Annotated in this window: 13 protein-coding genes; 12 read left to right on the forward strand and 1 reads right to left on the reverse strand. The window is 41.4% G+C overall.

Translation table 11 applies throughout. The features are described 5' to 3' along the window. The first annotated feature begins 2 nt into the window (after positions 1 to 2). The 6 genes from A4H00_RS09215 (at position 3) to A4H00_RS09240 (ending at position 11784) form a co-directional block, all read left to right on the forward strand. Complete coding sequence (locus tag A4H00_RS09215) at positions 3 to 710, forward strand: MIP/aquaporin family protein (protein ID WP_067090002.1); 708 nt, start codon at positions 3 to 5, stop codon at positions 708 to 710. Between the two features lie 475 nt (positions 711 to 1185). Next, the gene (locus tag A4H00_RS09220; protein ID WP_067090006.1) at positions 1186 to 6135 is read left to right on the forward strand and encodes a MucBP domain-containing protein; all 4950 of its coding nucleotides are present in this window, start codon (positions 1186 to 1188) and stop codon (positions 6133 to 6135) included. 588 nt (positions 6136 to 6723) lie between these two features. Further along, complete coding sequence (locus A4H00_RS09225; protein ID WP_067090010.1) at positions 6724 to 8421, forward strand: FAD-dependent oxidoreductase; 1698 nt, start codon at positions 6724 to 6726, stop codon at positions 8419 to 8421. A 2-nt stretch (positions 8422 to 8423) separates the two neighbouring features. Then, positions 8424 to 9740 (forward strand): APC family permease, encoded by a 1317-nt coding sequence (locus tag A4H00_RS09230; protein ID WP_067090014.1) that lies wholly within the window; start codon positions 8424 to 8426, stop codon positions 9738 to 9740. A gap of 19 nt (positions 9741 to 9759) precedes the next feature. Further along, positions 9760 to 11022 (forward strand): YeeE/YedE family protein, encoded by a 1263-nt coding sequence (locus A4H00_RS09235; RefSeq protein ID WP_067090017.1) that lies wholly within the window; start codon positions 9760 to 9762, stop codon positions 11020 to 11022. 87 nt (positions 11023 to 11109) lie between these two features. After that, a complete protein-coding gene (locus A4H00_RS09240) occupies positions 11110 to 11784 on the forward strand; it encodes an ArsR/SmtB family transcription factor (protein WP_082815629.1) in 675 nt (224 codons plus the stop codon). A 119-nt stretch (positions 11785 to 11903) separates the two neighbouring features. Here the strand turns inward: A4H00_RS09240 and pepF are convergent, their stop codons facing one another. Further along, a complete protein-coding gene (gene pepF / locus A4H00_RS09245) occupies positions 11904 to 13694 on the reverse strand; it encodes an oligoendopeptidase F (RefSeq protein ID WP_067090022.1) in 1791 nt (596 codons plus the stop codon). Between the two features lie 126 nt (positions 13695 to 13820). Here pepF and A4H00_RS09250 point away from each other — a divergent pair, with 126 nt between their 5' ends. The 6 genes from A4H00_RS09250 to A4H00_RS09275 all read left to right on the forward strand — a co-directional run bounded on the left by A4H00_RS09250 (position 13821) and on the right by A4H00_RS09275 (position 18414). Next, positions 13821 to 14159 (forward strand): ATP cone domain-containing protein, encoded by a 339-nt coding sequence (locus tag A4H00_RS09250; protein WP_067090026.1) that lies wholly within the window; start codon positions 13821 to 13823, stop codon positions 14157 to 14159. A gap of 122 nt (positions 14160 to 14281) precedes the next feature. Next, the gene (locus tag A4H00_RS09255; protein WP_067090030.1) at positions 14282 to 15052 is read left to right on the forward strand and encodes a hypothetical protein; all 771 of its coding nucleotides are present in this window, start codon (positions 14282 to 14284) and stop codon (positions 15050 to 15052) included. A 129-nt stretch (positions 15053 to 15181) separates the two neighbouring features. Next, positions 15182 to 15613 (forward strand): Rrf2 family transcriptional regulator, encoded by a 432-nt coding sequence (locus A4H00_RS09260; protein ID WP_067090033.1) that lies wholly within the window; start codon positions 15182 to 15184, stop codon positions 15611 to 15613. A gap of 82 nt (positions 15614 to 15695) precedes the next feature. Further along, positions 15696 to 16694: an NADP-dependent oxidoreductase gene (locus A4H00_RS09265; protein ID WP_067090037.1), complete on the forward strand. Its 999-nt coding sequence runs from the start codon at positions 15696 to 15698 to the stop codon at positions 16692 to 16694. 18 nt (positions 16695 to 16712) lie between these two features. Then, a complete protein-coding gene (locus A4H00_RS09270) occupies positions 16713 to 17549 on the forward strand; it encodes an alpha/beta fold hydrolase (protein WP_067090041.1) in 837 nt (278 codons plus the stop codon). Position 17550: 1 nt separating this feature from the next. Then, on the forward strand, positions 17551 to 18414 hold the full coding sequence (locus A4H00_RS09275) for an SDR family NAD(P)-dependent oxidoreductase (RefSeq protein ID WP_067090045.1): 864 nt from the start codon (positions 17551 to 17553) through the stop codon (positions 18412 to 18414).

An 18414-nucleotide genomic window follows, 5' to 3' on the forward strand; every position in this document is an offset into this window, starting at 1 on the left:
TTATGGCAAAAGAATTATTAGGTGAAGTGATCGGGACAGCCTTACTGATCTTATTGGGGAATGGTGTTGTTGCAGGTGTGGTACTCGATAAGAGTAAGAGTAAAGATGCTGGTTGGATTGTGATTACAATTGGTTGGGGGCTTGCAGTTGCAATGGCAGCCTTTGTGAGTGGTGTATTAGGCCCTGCTCACTTGAACCCTGCTGTATCGATTGCAATGGCTTATGCAGGAAATCTTCCTTGGAGTTCAGTCCTTCCTTATATCGGTGCACAATTTATCGGAGCCTTTATCGGAAGTATCTTGGTGTACTTGATGTACAAGGATCATTATGATGCTACAGAAGATACTGGAGCAGTGCTTGCGACTTTCTCTACAGGCCCTGCAATCCGCAACACTGTAAACAATACAATCAGTGAAGCAATCGGTACTTTCGTTCTCGTACTTGGTTTGCTTGCTTTTGGTAATTACGATATGCCAGCCGGTCTTGGTACCTTGACTGTTGGAGCTTTGATTGTTTCCCTCGGAGTATCTCTTGGTGGTCCAACAGGATATGCCTTAAATCCAGCGCGTGACCTCGGACCTCGTATCATGCACGCTATTCTCCCATTGAAGCACAAGGGCGATTCAGATTGGGGCTATGCACTTGTACCAGTTATTGGCCCAATCATCGGAGGTTTACTCGCAGCTATCTTTTATGGATTAGCGTTCTAAAAATACAAATAGCAGTTATTCCTATGCTAAACTTTCTATCCAATAGCATCAAGTGAACAAGCCTATCACATTTTGTGGTAGGTTTGTTTTTTATACTATACTAAAAATAAAAACCATGATAGAGCAAATTCAATCTCAGTTACTTGCTCGTGTTTATGCTATTGGTTCAGATGCAATCAGAGTGTGCTTTATTCTGAAGCAGATTTTAGTAGGAAATGTCAGCTTGTAGACGAAAAAATTGATTAAAATTGTTCTAAATAGTAGACCTTTTGAAACGTACACTTATAAGGGAAAAGCGTACAAGATAGATTTCTTTCTTTTGAATCCTTAAATAGCTCTAAAAGTCCGATTTTACTGACTTTTTGCCTGTGTAGAGAACTCATTGTGAATATAATATCATTTTTATTTCAAAAAGCCTGCTTTTTGAAATAATGCCTTGTATCTAGTTGAATTCTACAATAGAAAGGAGAAAAAGATGTTTTTTAGAAAAAAAGATCGTTTTTCAATTCGGAAATTTAAGGTAGGAGTGGGTTCTGTTTTCCTAGGCTCAGTCCTTTTGGGTGCCCCAACTGTATATGCTGAGGAAACAGCGGTTGCTGTAAATTCAGATACAGAAGCAGTTGCAGCCACTACAGAACAGCCAGAGACAGCAACTGGAGCAAGCGAAACTCCAGCAACTATTGAAGAAAAGGTAGCTAAAGAAGTTTCAGCTAAACCAGAAGAAAATGCGGCTGCTGCTGTTGAAGAAAAAGCGGAGACTGGTAAAGCAGCAGAAGTCTTGACTGAAGAAGTAAAACCAGAAAGTGTAGAGGTTCCATCAGTGGATTTAAGCGCTGAAAAAGCCACAGTAGTGAGCCGTATCAATGGTTATGAAAATTTGTCAGAAGAGCTAAAAGCAAGCTTTATCACATGGGTCAACGAAGTGACAGATGCTACAGCTCTCGAAGCCCTTGCTGACGAAGTAAGACGTGCCAACCGTCCAAAAGCACCAAGCAGAGAAGAAGCCTTTCCAAATCAAGGACAGTCTTTTAACAATCTAGGAACATCAGGCTTCCGTGAGACAGGAGTTACAACTCCTACCTCTCCGCTACTAGAAAATGCTGAGAAGATTCAAGCAGATAATCAGCCTAAAATTCAAAATGATTATAGTGTTACAGATCCAAAAACACCTAAGTACCTTGATCCAGTAGCAGGACGTTATACCTATGCCAATATAGGCTACAAAGAAAACCCAAATTTGAAGTATATCCTATCTATTGATAGTGAAGCTCCAGCAACTGGAAATAAGCCTCCTCATGTCTATGTAACTCCTGTTGATGCGGACGGAAAACCATTAGCAGAAGCATTTGTCGCAGATACGAATCAACAAGGATCTTCGAGCCCTTTTTCTGAGATTGATCCTAAAAACCCCACTGTCTCGGTGGGGAAAGATGGACAGATTACAATTTCTCCTGAAAAAGCAAGTGATAAAAGCCATAAAATTGGGATTGAGGAGAACTTATTAGCGACAAATCGGACATCTGTTGTGCATCTAGATGAATCAGTTATCGGTGCGCCTGTTTATGATGAACAAGTGACCAAGTATGTAGAATATAAAACAAATAAACCATTGTTATCTGATTATACGCAATCTGGGTGGAGCGGGTTCAATTATACAACCGAACCATTTGATATTCCAGGATATAAATTAGTCTCTAAAAATGAGAATAAAGATGGGATTGTAACAGAGACGCCAACAATTCTTGCAGGGGATACTACTTATAAAAGATTGGTAGCACCATTAGGAAAAGGTCCGATGACCATTTACCGTAAGGTTGTTTTCGATACAAATACTGGTCATGGTACTGCGACTATCTATGTAAGTCCAAAGAACGCTGATGACCCAGCAGATGCAGCGACACTACCAAGTGCAGAGGAGTTCTTTGCCAATATCAAAAAATACACAACTTTTGATCATAAATATTATGTATCAGAAGCAGACCTAAACGATCCTGAATCGACCTATAATTTATATATCAATGAGGAGGCTAGCCAGAGATTTGCTAAAGATCCGAGCAAGTCACTTGATGAGCATAAGAAGGAAATAATTGCTTCGTATTTTGCAACAACGACTTCATCTGATCGTGAGGCTTTCTACCATGCACCGATTGCTAAGAAAACAGCTTCTGCATTTAAGGAAGAAGGTTTTGAAAACGGCGAATATCTAGTGCATTCAGCTGTGAATGGTCGTCCGTTTGAGTTCGCTGGAGGTCCAAACGATCGTATACCTTTCTATGAACCATTGATCAATGCTCCAGGAAATGTGACTGGTATTGCGACTATCCGTAATGGTTGGAGACAATCGGATAGCGTTATTTACGAGTATGCGAAAATTGAAAAAGTTGAGGCAGAGTACTTCGTAGAAAATACAGATACTCACTTGTATCCAGAACTAGCGGATTATGACAAAGAAAATCCTACGAAAAAATTAGTCGCTGAAGACATTGACGGCAAGGACTATTCAGATAAGGATGTTCCACCAACTTTGACAGACAAAGATGGTATTGTTTATGAATTAGTCGTTAAAGAAGGCAAGCCTGTCTTGAAAGATGGTTCAGCACCACAAGAGGGAATCATTGCCTATGGTGGCGGACAAGTCATCCAGTATCAATATGCTGCTAAAAAAGGTGGCGAAGTAGCTGCTCAGTATTATGTAGAAGGCACAACAACTCGTCTGTACCCAGAAGACAATACAGATAAGAGCGATACGGTTGTCAAAGCGAAAGACACACCTGTTGGAACGAAGTACGAAGATACCCCGCCAACAACCTTGAAGGATAAAGACGGTGTTGTTTATGAATTGGTGACAAATCCTGACGGAACACCAAAAGTCAAGACAGAATCAGCTCCAACGACAGGTACGGTTACTGAAGAAAAACAAGTCATTCAGTATGAATATGCTGCTAAAAAAGGTAGTCAAGTTACAGTAGAATATGTGGATACTGAAGGAAAACCTATCCATAAACCTGCAGAAGTAAAACCTAAAGATACGCCAGTTGGAACTTCGTATGATTCAGAGCCACAAAGAGAAAATACTATCAAAGACCCTGAAACTGGTAAGACCTATAAACTAGTGACCAAAGAAGGTAACTATCCAGTCGGAGATGTTGCCAAGGATGGGCACCTAGTAACCTCAAAACTTGGTACAGAAGGTGTTGATGAGCCAACTGGTCAAGTAGGTGAAACACCAAAAGTGATTACCTATGTCTATGAAGAAGTCAAAGGTGATGTCGTTGTCCTTTACCGTGTCAATGGTACAGGCGAAGCTATCACAGGTGTCGGAAGCAATGGCGTGACGATTGGAAATGTCTCAACAGCAGATACTCAAGATAAGCAAGATGATGCGGATCGTACAGAGTGGGTAGGTGCTGTAATTGATACGCCTGCATCTTCAACAGGTTCAGACTATACAACGACTGATAATCGTCCAGATAAGATTACGACAAAAGACGGCAAAGTCTACAAACGCATCGAAAAAGTTGCTGGAGCTGAGGATGGTAAAGTTGTTGAGGGGACGACACGTATTGTCTACTATTATGAACTCCAAAAAGGTAATGTCGATGTAACCTATGTAGATACGGATGGAAAACCAATTGCACCAGCTAAAGAGGTTGCAAAAGAAGCCGATACAGGTACAAATTACAATACTAAAACGGACGAATTAAAACCATCAACCATTACGACTGCTGACGGTAAGACTTATGAGCTCGTACCGGCAGGTGAATATGGAGTAGGTGACGTTGATAAGGATGGCCACTTGGTAAGCTCTGCACCAGTTGGCGGTAAGGTCAAAGATGAAAATCAAACAGTTATCTATGTCTACAAAGAAGTCAAAGGTGATGTCGTTGTTCATTATACAGACAAAGACGGCAATCCAATTTCTAAAGATGTGACAGATACACCAGAAACATCAACCGGTAAAGACTACGATACGAAAGACAACCGTCCGGAAGAAATCAAAACTCCAGATGGTAAGACCTACAAACGTGTTCCAAACTTGACGAAAGGTGAGGAAGACGGTAAAGTCACACCAGGTACAACCGAAGTGACTTATGTCTACGAAGAAGTCAAAGGTGATGTCCTTGTCCACTATGTAGACGAATCTGGCAATCCAATCGCTAAAGATGAGACAGATACACCGTTAACATCAACTGGTACAGTGTATGAAACCTTCGATCATAAACCAATCACCATCACAACAGCTGACGGCAAGACTTATGAGCTTGTACCAAGTAAGACTATCGGAGCTGAAAAAGGTAAGGTCGTTGAAGGTAGAACTGAAATTACTTATGTCTACAAAGAAGTTCCACCAACAGATACTCCAGAAAGATATATACCTTATATTCCAAAAGATCCTAAGAATCCAGTAGATCCAAATGATCCTCATGATCCAACGATCCCAGAGACAGGCGGAAAAATTCCAGAAGTACCGTACGATGAGACACCAGAAGATCCGAGTGATGATCCACGATTGCCAGAAGTTCCAGACTACATACCAGTAGATCCAAGCGATCCAACAAAACCATTACCAAAGGATCCAAATGGCGGCTATATTCCACCAACTCCAGTAGATCCGAAAAAACCAACTCCAGTACCATATCTTCCAGCAGGTACAGTAACTGTTCACTATGTGAATGAAGAAGGTAAAGTGATTCAAAATCCAACAATTGATACACCAAAATCGCTAGTTGGAACGGATTACAATACCAATGAAAATGGTAGAGAAATTCCGAAAGAAATTACTGGTAAGGATGGTCTAGTCTATGAACTGGTGAAGGTGAAAGAAGGCGATAAGGAAATTGGTAAGGTTGTCAAAGGAAACACAGATGTTACCTATATTTATAAGTTGAAAGAAGGCGACCTTGAAGTCAACTATGTGGATGAAGCTGGCAATCCAGTAGCACCACAAGAAAACAGTAAAGGCAAACCGAACGATCCATATACAACAACTCCAAAAGAGATTGAAGGCTATGAATTGGTACGCGTAGAAGGTGACGAACCAAGCGGTCGCTACACAAATGGCCATAAGAAAGTAACCTACGTGTACAAGAAGAAACCAACTACACCAGTACCTCCAGTAAGACCAGTTCCGCCGGTAACGCCACCAACAACACCGGTTCCACCAGTAACACCTCCAACAACTCCAGTACCACCAACTCCAGGTAAACCAGTTGAGCCAAGTAAACCGGTAGAACCAAGCAAACCAGCTGAGCCAGCAACACCAGCCGCTCCAAGCACTCCTGCTCAACCAGTAGAACCAGCGAAAGCGGAATTACCAAACACAGGTGATACTGCAGGAAATGTTGCATTTGCATACGGCGTTACCGCATTAGGAGTTGCGGCCTTACTTGGATTGGGCAAGAAAAAATCAGAGGATGAGAGCTAGTAATTCCAAAAACTAGAATTTCAATCATTTTTCGCACTGTTAGGAAGTACAGATGACGATGGCTCTGAGGGCGCATAATGCAGAAAATGAAAGGAGGAAAATAGCAAAAGTTGAAAGCTCAGGAATCTAGTTTGTGGTACGATAGTAGAACATTTACCTGTAAAAGATGTGTTCGAAAAGTCACGACCATTCAGGGGGAATTTGACCGTCGGTCTGTATTTTGCAGTGCTACTTGCAGTAGACGTTACTGGCGACATCCTGATAGACGACGTCAAACGAGTGAATGTGTCTCATGATTTTTGGAGAGAAGACAATTATCTAGTGTTATTAAGGGAACAAGCCTATCACATTTGTGGTAGGTTTGTTTTTCTATACTACACTAAAATAATTAGTTGTAGATGAATTGAGTATTCGAAAATCAGATTTATGAAAGATATTGTAGCAATAAAAGTACAGAATATTCTAAAAATAATTATTATAAAGAAGCTTATCTATTGTTTATCTATGTTTTTAAAAAAGCGTTTACAAACATTCAATTGAATGTTAAAATAAGATTGAAAAAAATATCACAAACTAAGGAGGTAGGAAATGCATAAAAAATATATTGTCGTCGGTGGTGTTGCGGGAGGAGCTTCTGTAGCAGCTCGTCTCCGTCGAATCGATGAACAGGTTCCGATTCAAATCTATGACAAAGGATACGATGTCTCCTTTTCCAATTGCTGTCTGCCCAACTACTTTAGTGGAGAAGTTGCAGAGATCGAAAACTTGATTTTTTATAATCCAATGAGTTTGAAGCAGACTTATAACCTAGACGTTAAAGTCCGTCATGAAGTTATCAAAATCCTTTCAGATCAGCACAAGGTCGTAGTGAAAAATCTAGAAACTGGTGAGGAGTTTGAAGACAGCTATGATGCCTTGATTCTATCACCCGGAGCAAAAGCAATCTTGCCACGCTCTATTAAGGGAAATGATAGCCCGCATGTGTTTAGCTTGAAAAATGTTTCCGATGTGCGTTCTATTGACCAGCATTTAACGGTTGAACAAGCAGAAGAAATTGTTGTTGTCGGTGGTGGTTTTATTGGTGTAGAAGTAGCAGAGTGCTTTAAAAAGACTGGGAAAACAGTCCATCTAGTAGAAGCAAGCTCACAAATCATGACACCTTTTGACGAGGATATGGTCCAGATGTTACACAAGGAGCTTCTAGACAATGGTGTTGATCTTATCTTGGAAGATGCGGTAGAAGAAATTACAAAAGACACTGTCCGTCTTGCTAGCGGTAAAACTTTACCTGCTCAAGCAGTTATTATGGCAATTGGTGTGGCTCCAGATGTTGATTTTGCCGTTGAATCTGGTATTCAGTTGGGTGAAACAGGAGCGATTGCGGTTGATGCGACCTACCAGACCAATTTACCAGATGTCTATGCGATTGGAGATGCGATTGAAGTGACCAATCGTCAGACAGGCAAGAAAATGCGCTTGCCGTTAGCGGGACCTGCCCAAAAGCAAGCACGAAATCTAGCAGATGCCCTAGCTGGTCAACCACAAGCAAATCGTGGAGTAATTGGTTCATCTTGTATCCGTGTTTTCGGCTTAAATGCAGCAGCTACTGGTCTCAATGAAAAGAGTTGCCAAGCTCAAGGTATTGATTATCGTGTTGCCCTCGTGATTCCAAATGACCGTGTTGGCTTAATGCCAGAGGCTTCGCCAATGCACTTCAAACTCGTTTATGAATACCCAACTGGTAAGGTACTCGGCGCCCAAGCTATTAGTAAGGGAAATCCAGTCAAGAATATTAATGTCATTGCGACCATTATCAGTATGGGTGGTTACTTGGAAGATTTGAAAGACTTGGAATTGTGTTATGCGCCTGCCTTTTCTACAGCGAAAGATGTCGTGAATTTTGCAGGGATTGTCGGCTTGAACTATTTACATGGTGCTTACGAACAAGTACCTGTTACAAGTGTCCGCAGCTTGGTTGAAAATGGAGAATTTATCCTTGATGTCCGTGGCAAAGCAGCTTTTGAAGCCTCACATATCAAGGGCGCTGTGAATATTCCTTTGGATGAAATTCGCGAGCGCTTAGATGAAATTCCAAAAGATAGACCAGTCTACATTCATTGCCGCACTTCTTGGAATAGTTACTATGCCATCTGTGCTTTAAAAGGCTACGGATACGACAATATCATCAATATCCAAGGTTCTTTCCTGATGTTGAGCTATTATGAGTACTTTAAAGATCAGACGACGGGTCGTGAGCCGATTGTCACAGGCTATAATTTTAATTAGCTATGTCTAAAGGATTGTCAAAATTAGATGTAAGTGCCCTCGTGATTGGCGCTGTGATTGGATGGGGGTCTTTCTACTTACCGGGAAATAAATTTTTACCAGAAGCAGGAGTAATCAATACGGCTATTGGATTTTTAGTCGGTGGTATTTTAATCTATGCCATTCAAGTAGCCTATCATACGATGATGTTTCGACATCATGAGCAGGGAGGAGAATTTTCCTATACGCTGGTTCATCTCGGAAAGAAACATGGATTTGTCGTTGGTTGGGCACTTAGCTTTTGTTACCTAACACTGATTTCCTTAAATGCAACAGCCGTTGTCTTGGTGCTTAGAGAAATCTTGGGGACTGTTTCCTATGGCTATCTCTACACGATTGCAGGCTATCCTGTTTACCTATCAGAGATTGGCATAGGGATGGGCATTATCTATTTCTTTTACTGGATTAACAAGCGCGGTTTAGTCCTGTCGATGACCTTTCAAAAAATCTTGATTCTCTGTTTGGTTGCGACGGTTGTTATCTTGAGTATATGGATGTTTTTCCATGGAAATAAGCAGCAGTTCTACGCGTCTTATGTCGCACATTATCAGCTTGATTGGGCAGCTATTATCAGAGTGGTCGCCATTATCCCCTTCTTATTTGTTGGCTTTGATATTGTCCCTCAGGTGATGACGGATTTAGGCTTTTCCATCAAGGCGGCGACCAAGGTGACCCTGCTTGCGACAATGGTCGGTGTCTTGATTTATAACTTGTTAAATCTGATGACGGCTCTGGCCTATTCACCTACTCAGGCCAAACACCTAGCCTGGGCAAGTGGCAGTGCAGTCTTGACCTATGCAGGCTGGTTAGGCTTTGGAGCTCTTTGTATCGCCTTGTTTGCAGCAGTTGTGGGCGGAATTAACGGCTTTCTAATCGCAAGTAGTCGGGTGGTGTCCTCGCTTGCTCTTTATGAGTTGCTGCCGAGTCGCTATGCACAACAAAATCGACACCAAGTAGCGGAGCAGGCCTTGAAATTTGTATCGCTGATTGCAGCTTTGCTCTTATTTTTAGGGCGCGAGGTCATCTTGTATATTGTCGATTTATCAAGTCTCATGGCGGCAGTCACCTATGCCTATGTTTGCTTTATCAGCGCTAAACTGGCTAAAAGTCCAGTTGATAAACGATTGAGCCAGTTAGGTGTTGTTATTAGTTTCTTCTTTATCGGATTACTTCTAGTACCAGGTTCTCCTAGTCAACTAGGCGGTATTTCGATGGGGATTTTAGTTGGTTGGATATTGCTAGGTTTCTTATACTTTAGAGTGACTAGCAATCGGAAATAAAAAATTTAGGAGAATAAAAATGAAAAATATTGAGCGTATTACAGGGATAGTGGGGATCGTTGCTATCCTGTTATTTGGGCACTATTATCTGTCATCAGACATGCTGTTTTTCCGCTTGGTCATCGGTGCTGGTTTAGGTTATACCTTGAGTAGAGGGTATACAGGCTTTGCAGGAAGTGTTAATCGTGCGTATCGAACAGGTTCTACACGTCTGATGCGGACGATGATGATGATGTTCTTTATTACCTGTCTGCTCAGCGCAGCTTTCTTATTCAATGTGGATGCTTCCACTTATGATTTATGGGTCAATCCAATTAACTGGGGCTTGTTGCTAGGAGGTATTCTCTTTGGTTTTGGGATGACTTTCTCATCTTGTTGTGCTTCAGGTGTATTGACCGATTTGGTGACAGCCCTTCCTAGAGGACTATTAACCTTGATTTTCTTCTGTTTGGGTGTCTTTATCGGCTTTCCTATTCAAAATAGCGCTTCTTGGATTCAAAAATCTTGGGTAACAAGTGAAACTGGTGAAAAACTCTACGGTGGAGTCTACTTGCCTGACCTTTTCAAATTTGATGGCTTAGATGGGTACTTAGGCGCTCTTGTTCTAACTGGTATCTTGTGTCTTCTTGTTATCTGGATGGCACATCGCTACGAAGCTCGTCGGAAGCAAGATGGGACTTATTCTGGCCATTTCGGTGAAAAAATCCAAGATATGGAAGTAAATGAAGTAGCAACTGAAGCACCTATAACTGTAGGAGATTGGTATGATCGTCTATTTGTAAAAGCTTGGTCTTTACGTACAGCAGCAGTTGTATTAGCGATTCTTTTTACCCTATTGATGGGGATTACCAAGGCTGGTTGGGGTGCTAGCACACCTTACGGTCTATGGTTTGGACAAGTTTTACTCTTGTTTGGTGTTGATGCGTCCAGTCTTGCAAGCTTTACCTTGATGCCAGAAAAAGCCTTTACCACACCATTTTTAAACCATCCAATCAGTGTTCAAAACTTGGGAATTGTGTTTGGTACAATCATCTTCTTGCTAACCTCAGGTACCTTTACAAAAGTCTGCAAATCAGAATTACGGATTACAAAGAAACAAGCTTTCTTCTACATTTTAGGTGGTTTCCTGATGGGTTTTGGGACACGTCTGGCCAATGGATGTAATGTCGGAGCACTCTTTACACCGATTGCAAATTTCTCCCTATCTGGTTGGATATTTCTCATCTTCCTCGTGAGCGGTGGTATTTTGGGAAATATGGCTGCCAAAAAATGGAACGTATAGATAATTTGACTCTTACTTCTGCAAGGAAGTGAGAGTTTTTTTCAATCAGATAGCAAAAGATATGGTATAATCAATACTGTATAATAAATGGAAGAGAAAAGAGTAAGAGTTGTGTTAGATGACAGACAGTATATGGATCAGGTATTCAAAGAATATGTACGCATCGGGAAAGCCTTATCTAGCGAAAAACGTTTAGAACTATTACATCGCCTCATTCATGGGCCTAAATCCGTTGAGCAGCTCGCTAAGATGACAGATATGACGATTGCGAATACCTCTAGGCACTTGCAAGTGTTAAAAGAGGCTAGTCTAGTGACATTAAAAAAAGATGGGAAATACGTTTGGTACAGCGTTTCATCAGAAATGGTAGAACGATTATTGCAAGATATTCACCAGATTAGTGAGGAGCAATCACCGATGCTGGGATTTATCGAACAGCAATTTATAGCGAGTGACGACCAGATAAAGACCATTGATTTAGCGGAAGCAAAAAATAAGGTCTTTGCTCGTCAGGCTCAGCTAGTGGATTTACGGTCCGAGGTGGAGTTTGAACTGGATCATGTTGAGGGGGCAGTCAATATTCCTTATGCTGTTTTGGAAGATAATTTAGAAAAATTGAATAAGGATAAGACTATTATCTTATATTGCAGAGGGATGTTTTGCACCTATGCGAACCAAGCTGCAGCTGTTTTAAATCGGAGTGGATATGAAGCTTATAGTGTTAACGGCACGCATTTTGACTGGAAGCGTGATGGTCAGTAGGCTGAAATAGCTACAAAGACTGCACAAAATCTAGTTTAGAATAGTCGCATTGTTCAGCCTTCTATTTCATTAAAATATAAAAAACTGTCTCAGCTGAAAAACTGAGGCAGTTCTTGTTTTTAGACTAATTCTTCTAATTTATCAACCAAGGAACCTACATAGGCAATCGTCTCTTTCAACGGTTTGTCAGTTGACACATCCACACCAGCATGTTGAGCCAATTCTTGAGCAGACAAGCTAGCACCTAATGAAAGGGTTTCAAGCCATTTTTCGACAACTGCTTCTGGATTTTCCTCAAGCTGTTTGGCCATGGCTGTACCAATCGTGAGACCTGCTGAGTAGGTATACGGATAGAGGCCAATGTAGTAATGTGGCTGGCGCATCCAGATGAGCCCTGCATCTTCTCCGATTTCAAAGTCGTCGCCCCAGAAGGCCTTGATCACATCTAATTTAATTTGGCAGAGAATATCACCATTGAGGTATTCATCATTGTCCAAACGAGTGTAAACTTCTCGTTGGAATGCTGCTTCCAATAGGTGAGTGACCATGTTGTGGAAATAGGTACGGCTAATCAACTCGCTGATGAGGTAGGCTTGGAAATCTGGATCTTGATTTTGTTTCAAGAGGGTATTGCAAGTCAAGACTTCATTTGCAGTAGAAGGAGCTTCGATAAAGTAGAGTGACGGATCATAGTTCAGAATACTTTGCTTTTTCGCTAATTGGAAATGACCTGCGTGCCCTAGTTCATGTGCAAGTACCAAGACCTCATTCATCAAGCCTGTCCAAGATAGGAGGATGTAAGAAGGTCCATCGTAAAGGGTTGCACAATAGCCACCAGTTGCTTTGCCTTCATTTTGAGCAAAGTCAATCCAGCGCTCATCAAAGGCCTGTTCAATCATCTTGACATAGTCCTCACCCAAGATACCGAGACAGTCAATCAAGAATTGTTTGGATTCTTCTGGCGTAATCCGTTGGTTGAAATCTGAAGGAAGACTGATTTTTAAGTCTGCATGGGTAATTTTTTCAAGTCCATGTGCTTTGGCAACTAATTTGACATAGCGGCGCATGTGGGGTGCTAATTCGTTCATAATCACGTCAATTTGACGGTCAAATAAATCCCGCGAAACATTTTGACTGAACAATAGATAATCAATCGTTGAATCAAAACCACGTAATTTCGCTTCAATTTGTTCATTTTTGATGTGTGAGAGATAATCAGCAGCCGTTGTATTCTTATACTTACGAAGGGTAGAGTAAAAGCCTTCAGCTGCCTTGCGACGAAGCTCCGTATCATGACTAATTTCATAATCATTTTCAAAAAGCACATAGCTATTGCCGTATGTTTGACCATTTACCTCGATATCGTCAAAGGTCATATCTTCAAATTTTGTGGTCTCATAATTACGGTAAGGTTGGCCAAATGTTGGAGCAAAATTCGCTAACAATTCTTCTTGCAATGGGTGTAATTGATGCGGTTTTTGTCGTAAAATATCGTTGATAAAACTAGTCCATTGTGGTTGAGCAGCGCTTACTTCCTGTAACAATGCTTCATCCAGTAGGGCAAGTTGGGTAGGTAAAAATGCGATTTTTGGAAAAGTTGAAGCAATGGTTACTTGGTATTCATTGGCAAGCGAAGCCAGTTCAGGATTCATCTTGTCGACATCAAGATTTAAAAAGGCATAGTGGCTTAAATTACTATCGATAGCACGAAGCGTTTCATATTCTTTAAGGGCCTTGATAATCACTTCAAGAGAAGTCAAGTTGTCTTTGTAGGCTTTTTCAAATTGTTCAACTTGCGTTTTGTAAGCAGCAAGACCCTCTTGGTAAGCCTGATGAGAAGGATACATTAGGGAAGTATCCCAAGTTAACTGCACGTCAATTTCTTGACGTTTTGGCATGGCATTTGTCATTTCATTTCTCCTTTTTTTATATTGAAAATATTATACCATATTTAGGAAAAAAACTTGACAAATTTCCATAATACTTGGATAATAGGAGTAGATAAGGGTTTGAAAACCGTAAGAAAGGAGCTTTTTATGCAAGTCATTAAACGTAGTGGGGAAGTCGTTGACTTTGATCCAGAAAAAATTTACCAAGCGATTATAAAAGCTGCTCGTACTGTCTATGTCATCGATGATACTTGGCGCCAAAATTTGGCTCAAGTCACTAAAAAAGTCGTTCTAGATTTGGAAGAAGCTCATACAGAGCGTCCAACCATCAGCATGGTACAATCACAAGTTGAACACCGTTTGATTGATGCAGGCTATATTACTATTGCAGAGCACTATATTTCTTACCGCCTCCAGCGGGACCTTGAACGCAATGGTTACGGAGACCGTATCAATGTACATCTGCGCTTTGAACAAGTACGATAATCAAGAAAGCTATCTATCGATGGCTTTTTATTTTTTACAAATTGAGCAAAAGACTTGCCAAGTTGATTTTCTTATGGTAAACTTGTTCTTGTAATTGATACAACAACAAAAAGGAGAACGTCATGACAAAAGAATACGACAAAAAATTTTCGGTATCTATTTTACTTTGGATGAGAGAGGACAAGCCTCGGAAAGAGGGAATGGACTATTGGTCTGGGCCACATTCACAGATTATTGCTGCCTCACCAGGGCTGTCAGAATACCGCCAACAACATCTTAGTGAAACCCAGCATAGTTTTTGGCCAAGTACAGCTGGTCTTGAAACAAGTATTTCACCTGACCGTCGAATAGATGGCATTGCAGAAGTCACCTTTGACAATCTGTTGTCACCAGTTGCAGGTCGTCATCAAACAGCCTTAGCTTTTAAAGATGAAGTAAATGTCTTTCGTCGAACACTGATGCACATGGGTTTTCCCTTTTCATCCAGATGGTTTAAAACAGCTGAGCAGTCAGGTAGTCAGCTACGAGATGTCCTTTACATCCGTCGAAAAGAAGGGGTTAGCAGTGCTTCCTTTAAAAAATTTATCAACGACAGTTTAGCTCCTGAAATTTCAAAAGTAGCTGGAGTAACGGAAACACGCTCGCAAGTCTACATGCCTTGGAATGAGGCAACTTGGGATACACCAAATGTTGCGCATGACAATCCCAAAGCAGAACACTTACACGCCTCCATTATCATTGGTTTTAGAAATCAGGAAGCCAGAGAAGAATTTTACAAGACAGTTGCTCCTACACTAAACAATCAACTGATTTCCTATGCCTCAGCAGTTCATGCCTATCAAATTGATCAGACCTTGACCTATGTTGAAAATGGGCAGAAGAGATCCCTGTAGTTAATTTTCAGGAATTTTCTTGATAGATTACTCAATATTTTTGAAAAAATTGAGCAAAAGACTTGCCAAGTTGATTTCCTTATGTTAAACTTGTTCTTGTAACAAATACAAGAACAGAAAGGAGGAACTATGGATACAAAATTTTCTGTTGCACTCCATATTTTAACCATGATTAGTGAAAGTAAGGAAGTCTTGAGTTCGCAGGCCTTGGCTGTGAGCGTTGGAACCAATGCAAGCTATATCCGTAAGGTCATTGCGCTCTTGAAAAACGCAGGGCTAATTACGTCCCAGCAAGGTCGCTCAGGCTATCAGCTAAGCAAGAACCCTAAGGAAATATCCTTATTGGAGATTTATTTGGCTACTCAGGAAGTAGACCATATCCGTCTTTTTCAAATTCATCAACATGCCAATCAAGACTGTCCAGTTGGTCAGCATATCGAGGGTGCAATGATTCCGATTTTTGCCAGTGTTGAAAAACAACTAGAAGAAGACTTGGCGCATCAAACCTTAGATAATGTGATTGAGAACCTTTACCAAACAGCTAAGAAAAGCCGTATCTGACCTGTGTGTCAGATTTTCTTAGACATCAGCTATACCTGTAATTGATACAAATACAAATAAAAAGAATAGAAAAGAGAAACACATGAAAGCAGCACAACACACAACGTATGATAAAAAGAACATTACACTAACCGTAACTGACATTGCCAAACCGTCGATTACTAGCAACCAAGTTCTCATCAAGGTGACAGCAGCAGGAGTCAATCCGCTCGATAACATGATTTCACGGGGAGAAGTCAAGATGATTGTTCCTTATGAACTTCCACAAACAGCTGGAAATGAAGTGGTTGGCTTGGTAGAAGAAGTAGGAGCTCATGTGACGAAATTTGCAGTTGGAGACCGTGTTTTTGGTCGTCTTCCTCTCGATAACATCGGTGCTTTTGCGGAATACATAGCGGTTGATGCTCAAGCCTTGGCTAAGGTACCAGATTATTTGACAGATGTGGAAGCAGCTGCGGTTCCGCTCACAGCATTGACCATTATGCAGGCCTTGGATTTGATGAAGGCACAGGCAGGTAAGACTATTTTCATCTCTGGAGGCACAGGGGGTGTTGGTGGTATGGCTATTCCAATCGCGAAAGCCAAAGGCTTAACCGTCATCACTAATGGCGATGGAGCAAATGGGGAGCGCGTTTTGGCTCTAGGGGCAGATCGTTTCATTGACTACCAGAAAGAAGATTATACCAAGACGGTAAAAGATGTGGATTACGTTTTGGACACACTTGGCGGGGCAGAGACTGAAAAGCAAATGTCAATTATGAAAAAAGGTGGGCACTTGGTCTCCCTTCGAGCGATGCCAAATGGGGACTTTGCCAAACGCATGAATTTACCAAAATGGAAGCAAATTTTATTACAACAAGCTGGACGTAAGTTTGATAAAATGGCAAACAAGTACGGTGTTCACTATTATTTCATCTTTGTTGAAAGCAATGGGGAACAGCTACAAGAAGTCGCAGATCTTTTCAGCAAATTGCAAATTAAACCGTCTATCGACACGGTCTATCCATTTGAGGAGGTAAATGCAGCACTCGATAAGGTCGCTAATGGTCGTTCACGCGGAAAAACAGTCCTTAGTTTTTAGAAAGGATAGGAGAATTACATGTCTTACATCACTACAAAAAATCAATACGTGACAGTCGCAGGCCAGCAGATTGCCTATCGTGAGCTTGGGAAAGGAAAGTCAGCTCTTCCCTTGGTCATGTTAGTGCATTTGGCAGCGACTTTGGATAATTGGGATCCCAAGTTACTGGATCTACTAGCTGAAAAACAGCATGTCATCGTAGTAGACCTTCCTGGTGTTGGAGCCAGTCAAGGAAAAGTGGCCCCGACTATACCAGGAATGGCAGAACAAGCAATTGAAATCTTCAAGGCATTAGGCCATGAGCGGATTAACCTTCTTGGTCTATCTATGGGAGGTATGATTGCACAAGAAATTGTTCGCATCAAAGGTGGCATGGTCAATCGCTTAATCCTAGCTGGAACAGGTCCCCGTGGTGGACTTGAGATGGATAGGGTGACGGGCAAGACCTTTCGTTACATGCTAAAAGCAGGAATTGAGCGCATTGATCCCAAACGCTATATCTTCTATAATCATGATGAAGAAGGAAAAATCGAAGCCAATAAGGTGTTAGGGCGTATGGGCATGAGAAGGGCTGAACATACAGACAAGGATATGAATATTCCTGGTTTCTTGACCCAATTAAAGGCGATTAAGCGCTGGGGAAAGGCTGCTAAAGACGATATGCGCTATATTACCCAGCCTACACTGATTGTCAATGGGGAAAAGGATATGCAGGTTCCGACAGAAAATTCGTATGCCATGCATGAGAAGGTTGCAGGAAGTAAGTTAATTATTTATCCTAAGGCGGGGCACGGTTCTATCTTCCAATATGCAGATGAATTTTCCAAAGAATTGCTAGCATTTTTGGAGGCTTAGGATGTCTAAAACCATTTTAATCACAGGTTCTACGGATGGAATTGGAAAGCATTTGGCTCTGAAATTAGCCAGTGAAGGACATGAAGTCATTCTCCACGGCCGAAATAGTGAAAAGCTACGTGTAGCCCTCAGTGATATTCAACTAAAAACTGGGAATAAAAACATTCACGGCTACCTAGCTGACTTTTCAAAGCTAGCAGATGTTTATCGTTTTAGTGAGGAGATTCGCAGAGATTTTGACAAGATTGATGTCTTGTTCAATAATGCGGGAGCCTACTTTGGTGACGCCCGTGTGGCAACGGCAGAAAATATCGAGATGACCTTTATGCTGTCTGTCCAAGTTCCCTATATCTTGACGACAGAGTTGCTGCCTTTGTTGGAACAAGCAGAGGCAGGTAGGGTCGTCCATACCTCTTCCTTTATGCACCATTTTGCCCAAAGCAAGGGCTTGGATTTTGGCTTAGAGAAGAGTTACTCCGCAGCCATGGCCTATAACAATGCCAAACTCTATACCATTTGGTTGGCGATTGCTCAGGCAGAAGCCCTAGAAAAGCAAGGGTCATCGGTTACGGTCAATGCCTATCATCCAGGCCTGATTGCGACCAATTTGGGAAATGACGGAGTCAAACGAAACCTTAAAAGTCGTATCCTGACTAGTTTGATGAAACCATTTTCTAAGGACTTAGACCAAGGGATTGAAACAGGTTACTACCTCACCCTCTCTCCTGAAGTTGCTACCGTATCAGGACGTTACTTTTCAGAAAAGAAGGTAGCCAAGGTTAGTCTGAAAGGCTATGATAGAGATAGAGGACAGGCACTTTTGAATTATTGTCGGGAAAAGCTCACCCTTTTTGAGGAGAATTGA

It is taken from the genome of Streptococcus marmotae, from assembly GCF_001623565.1.
Lineage (GTDB): Bacteria > Bacillota > Bacilli > Lactobacillales > Streptococcaceae > Streptococcus > Streptococcus marmotae.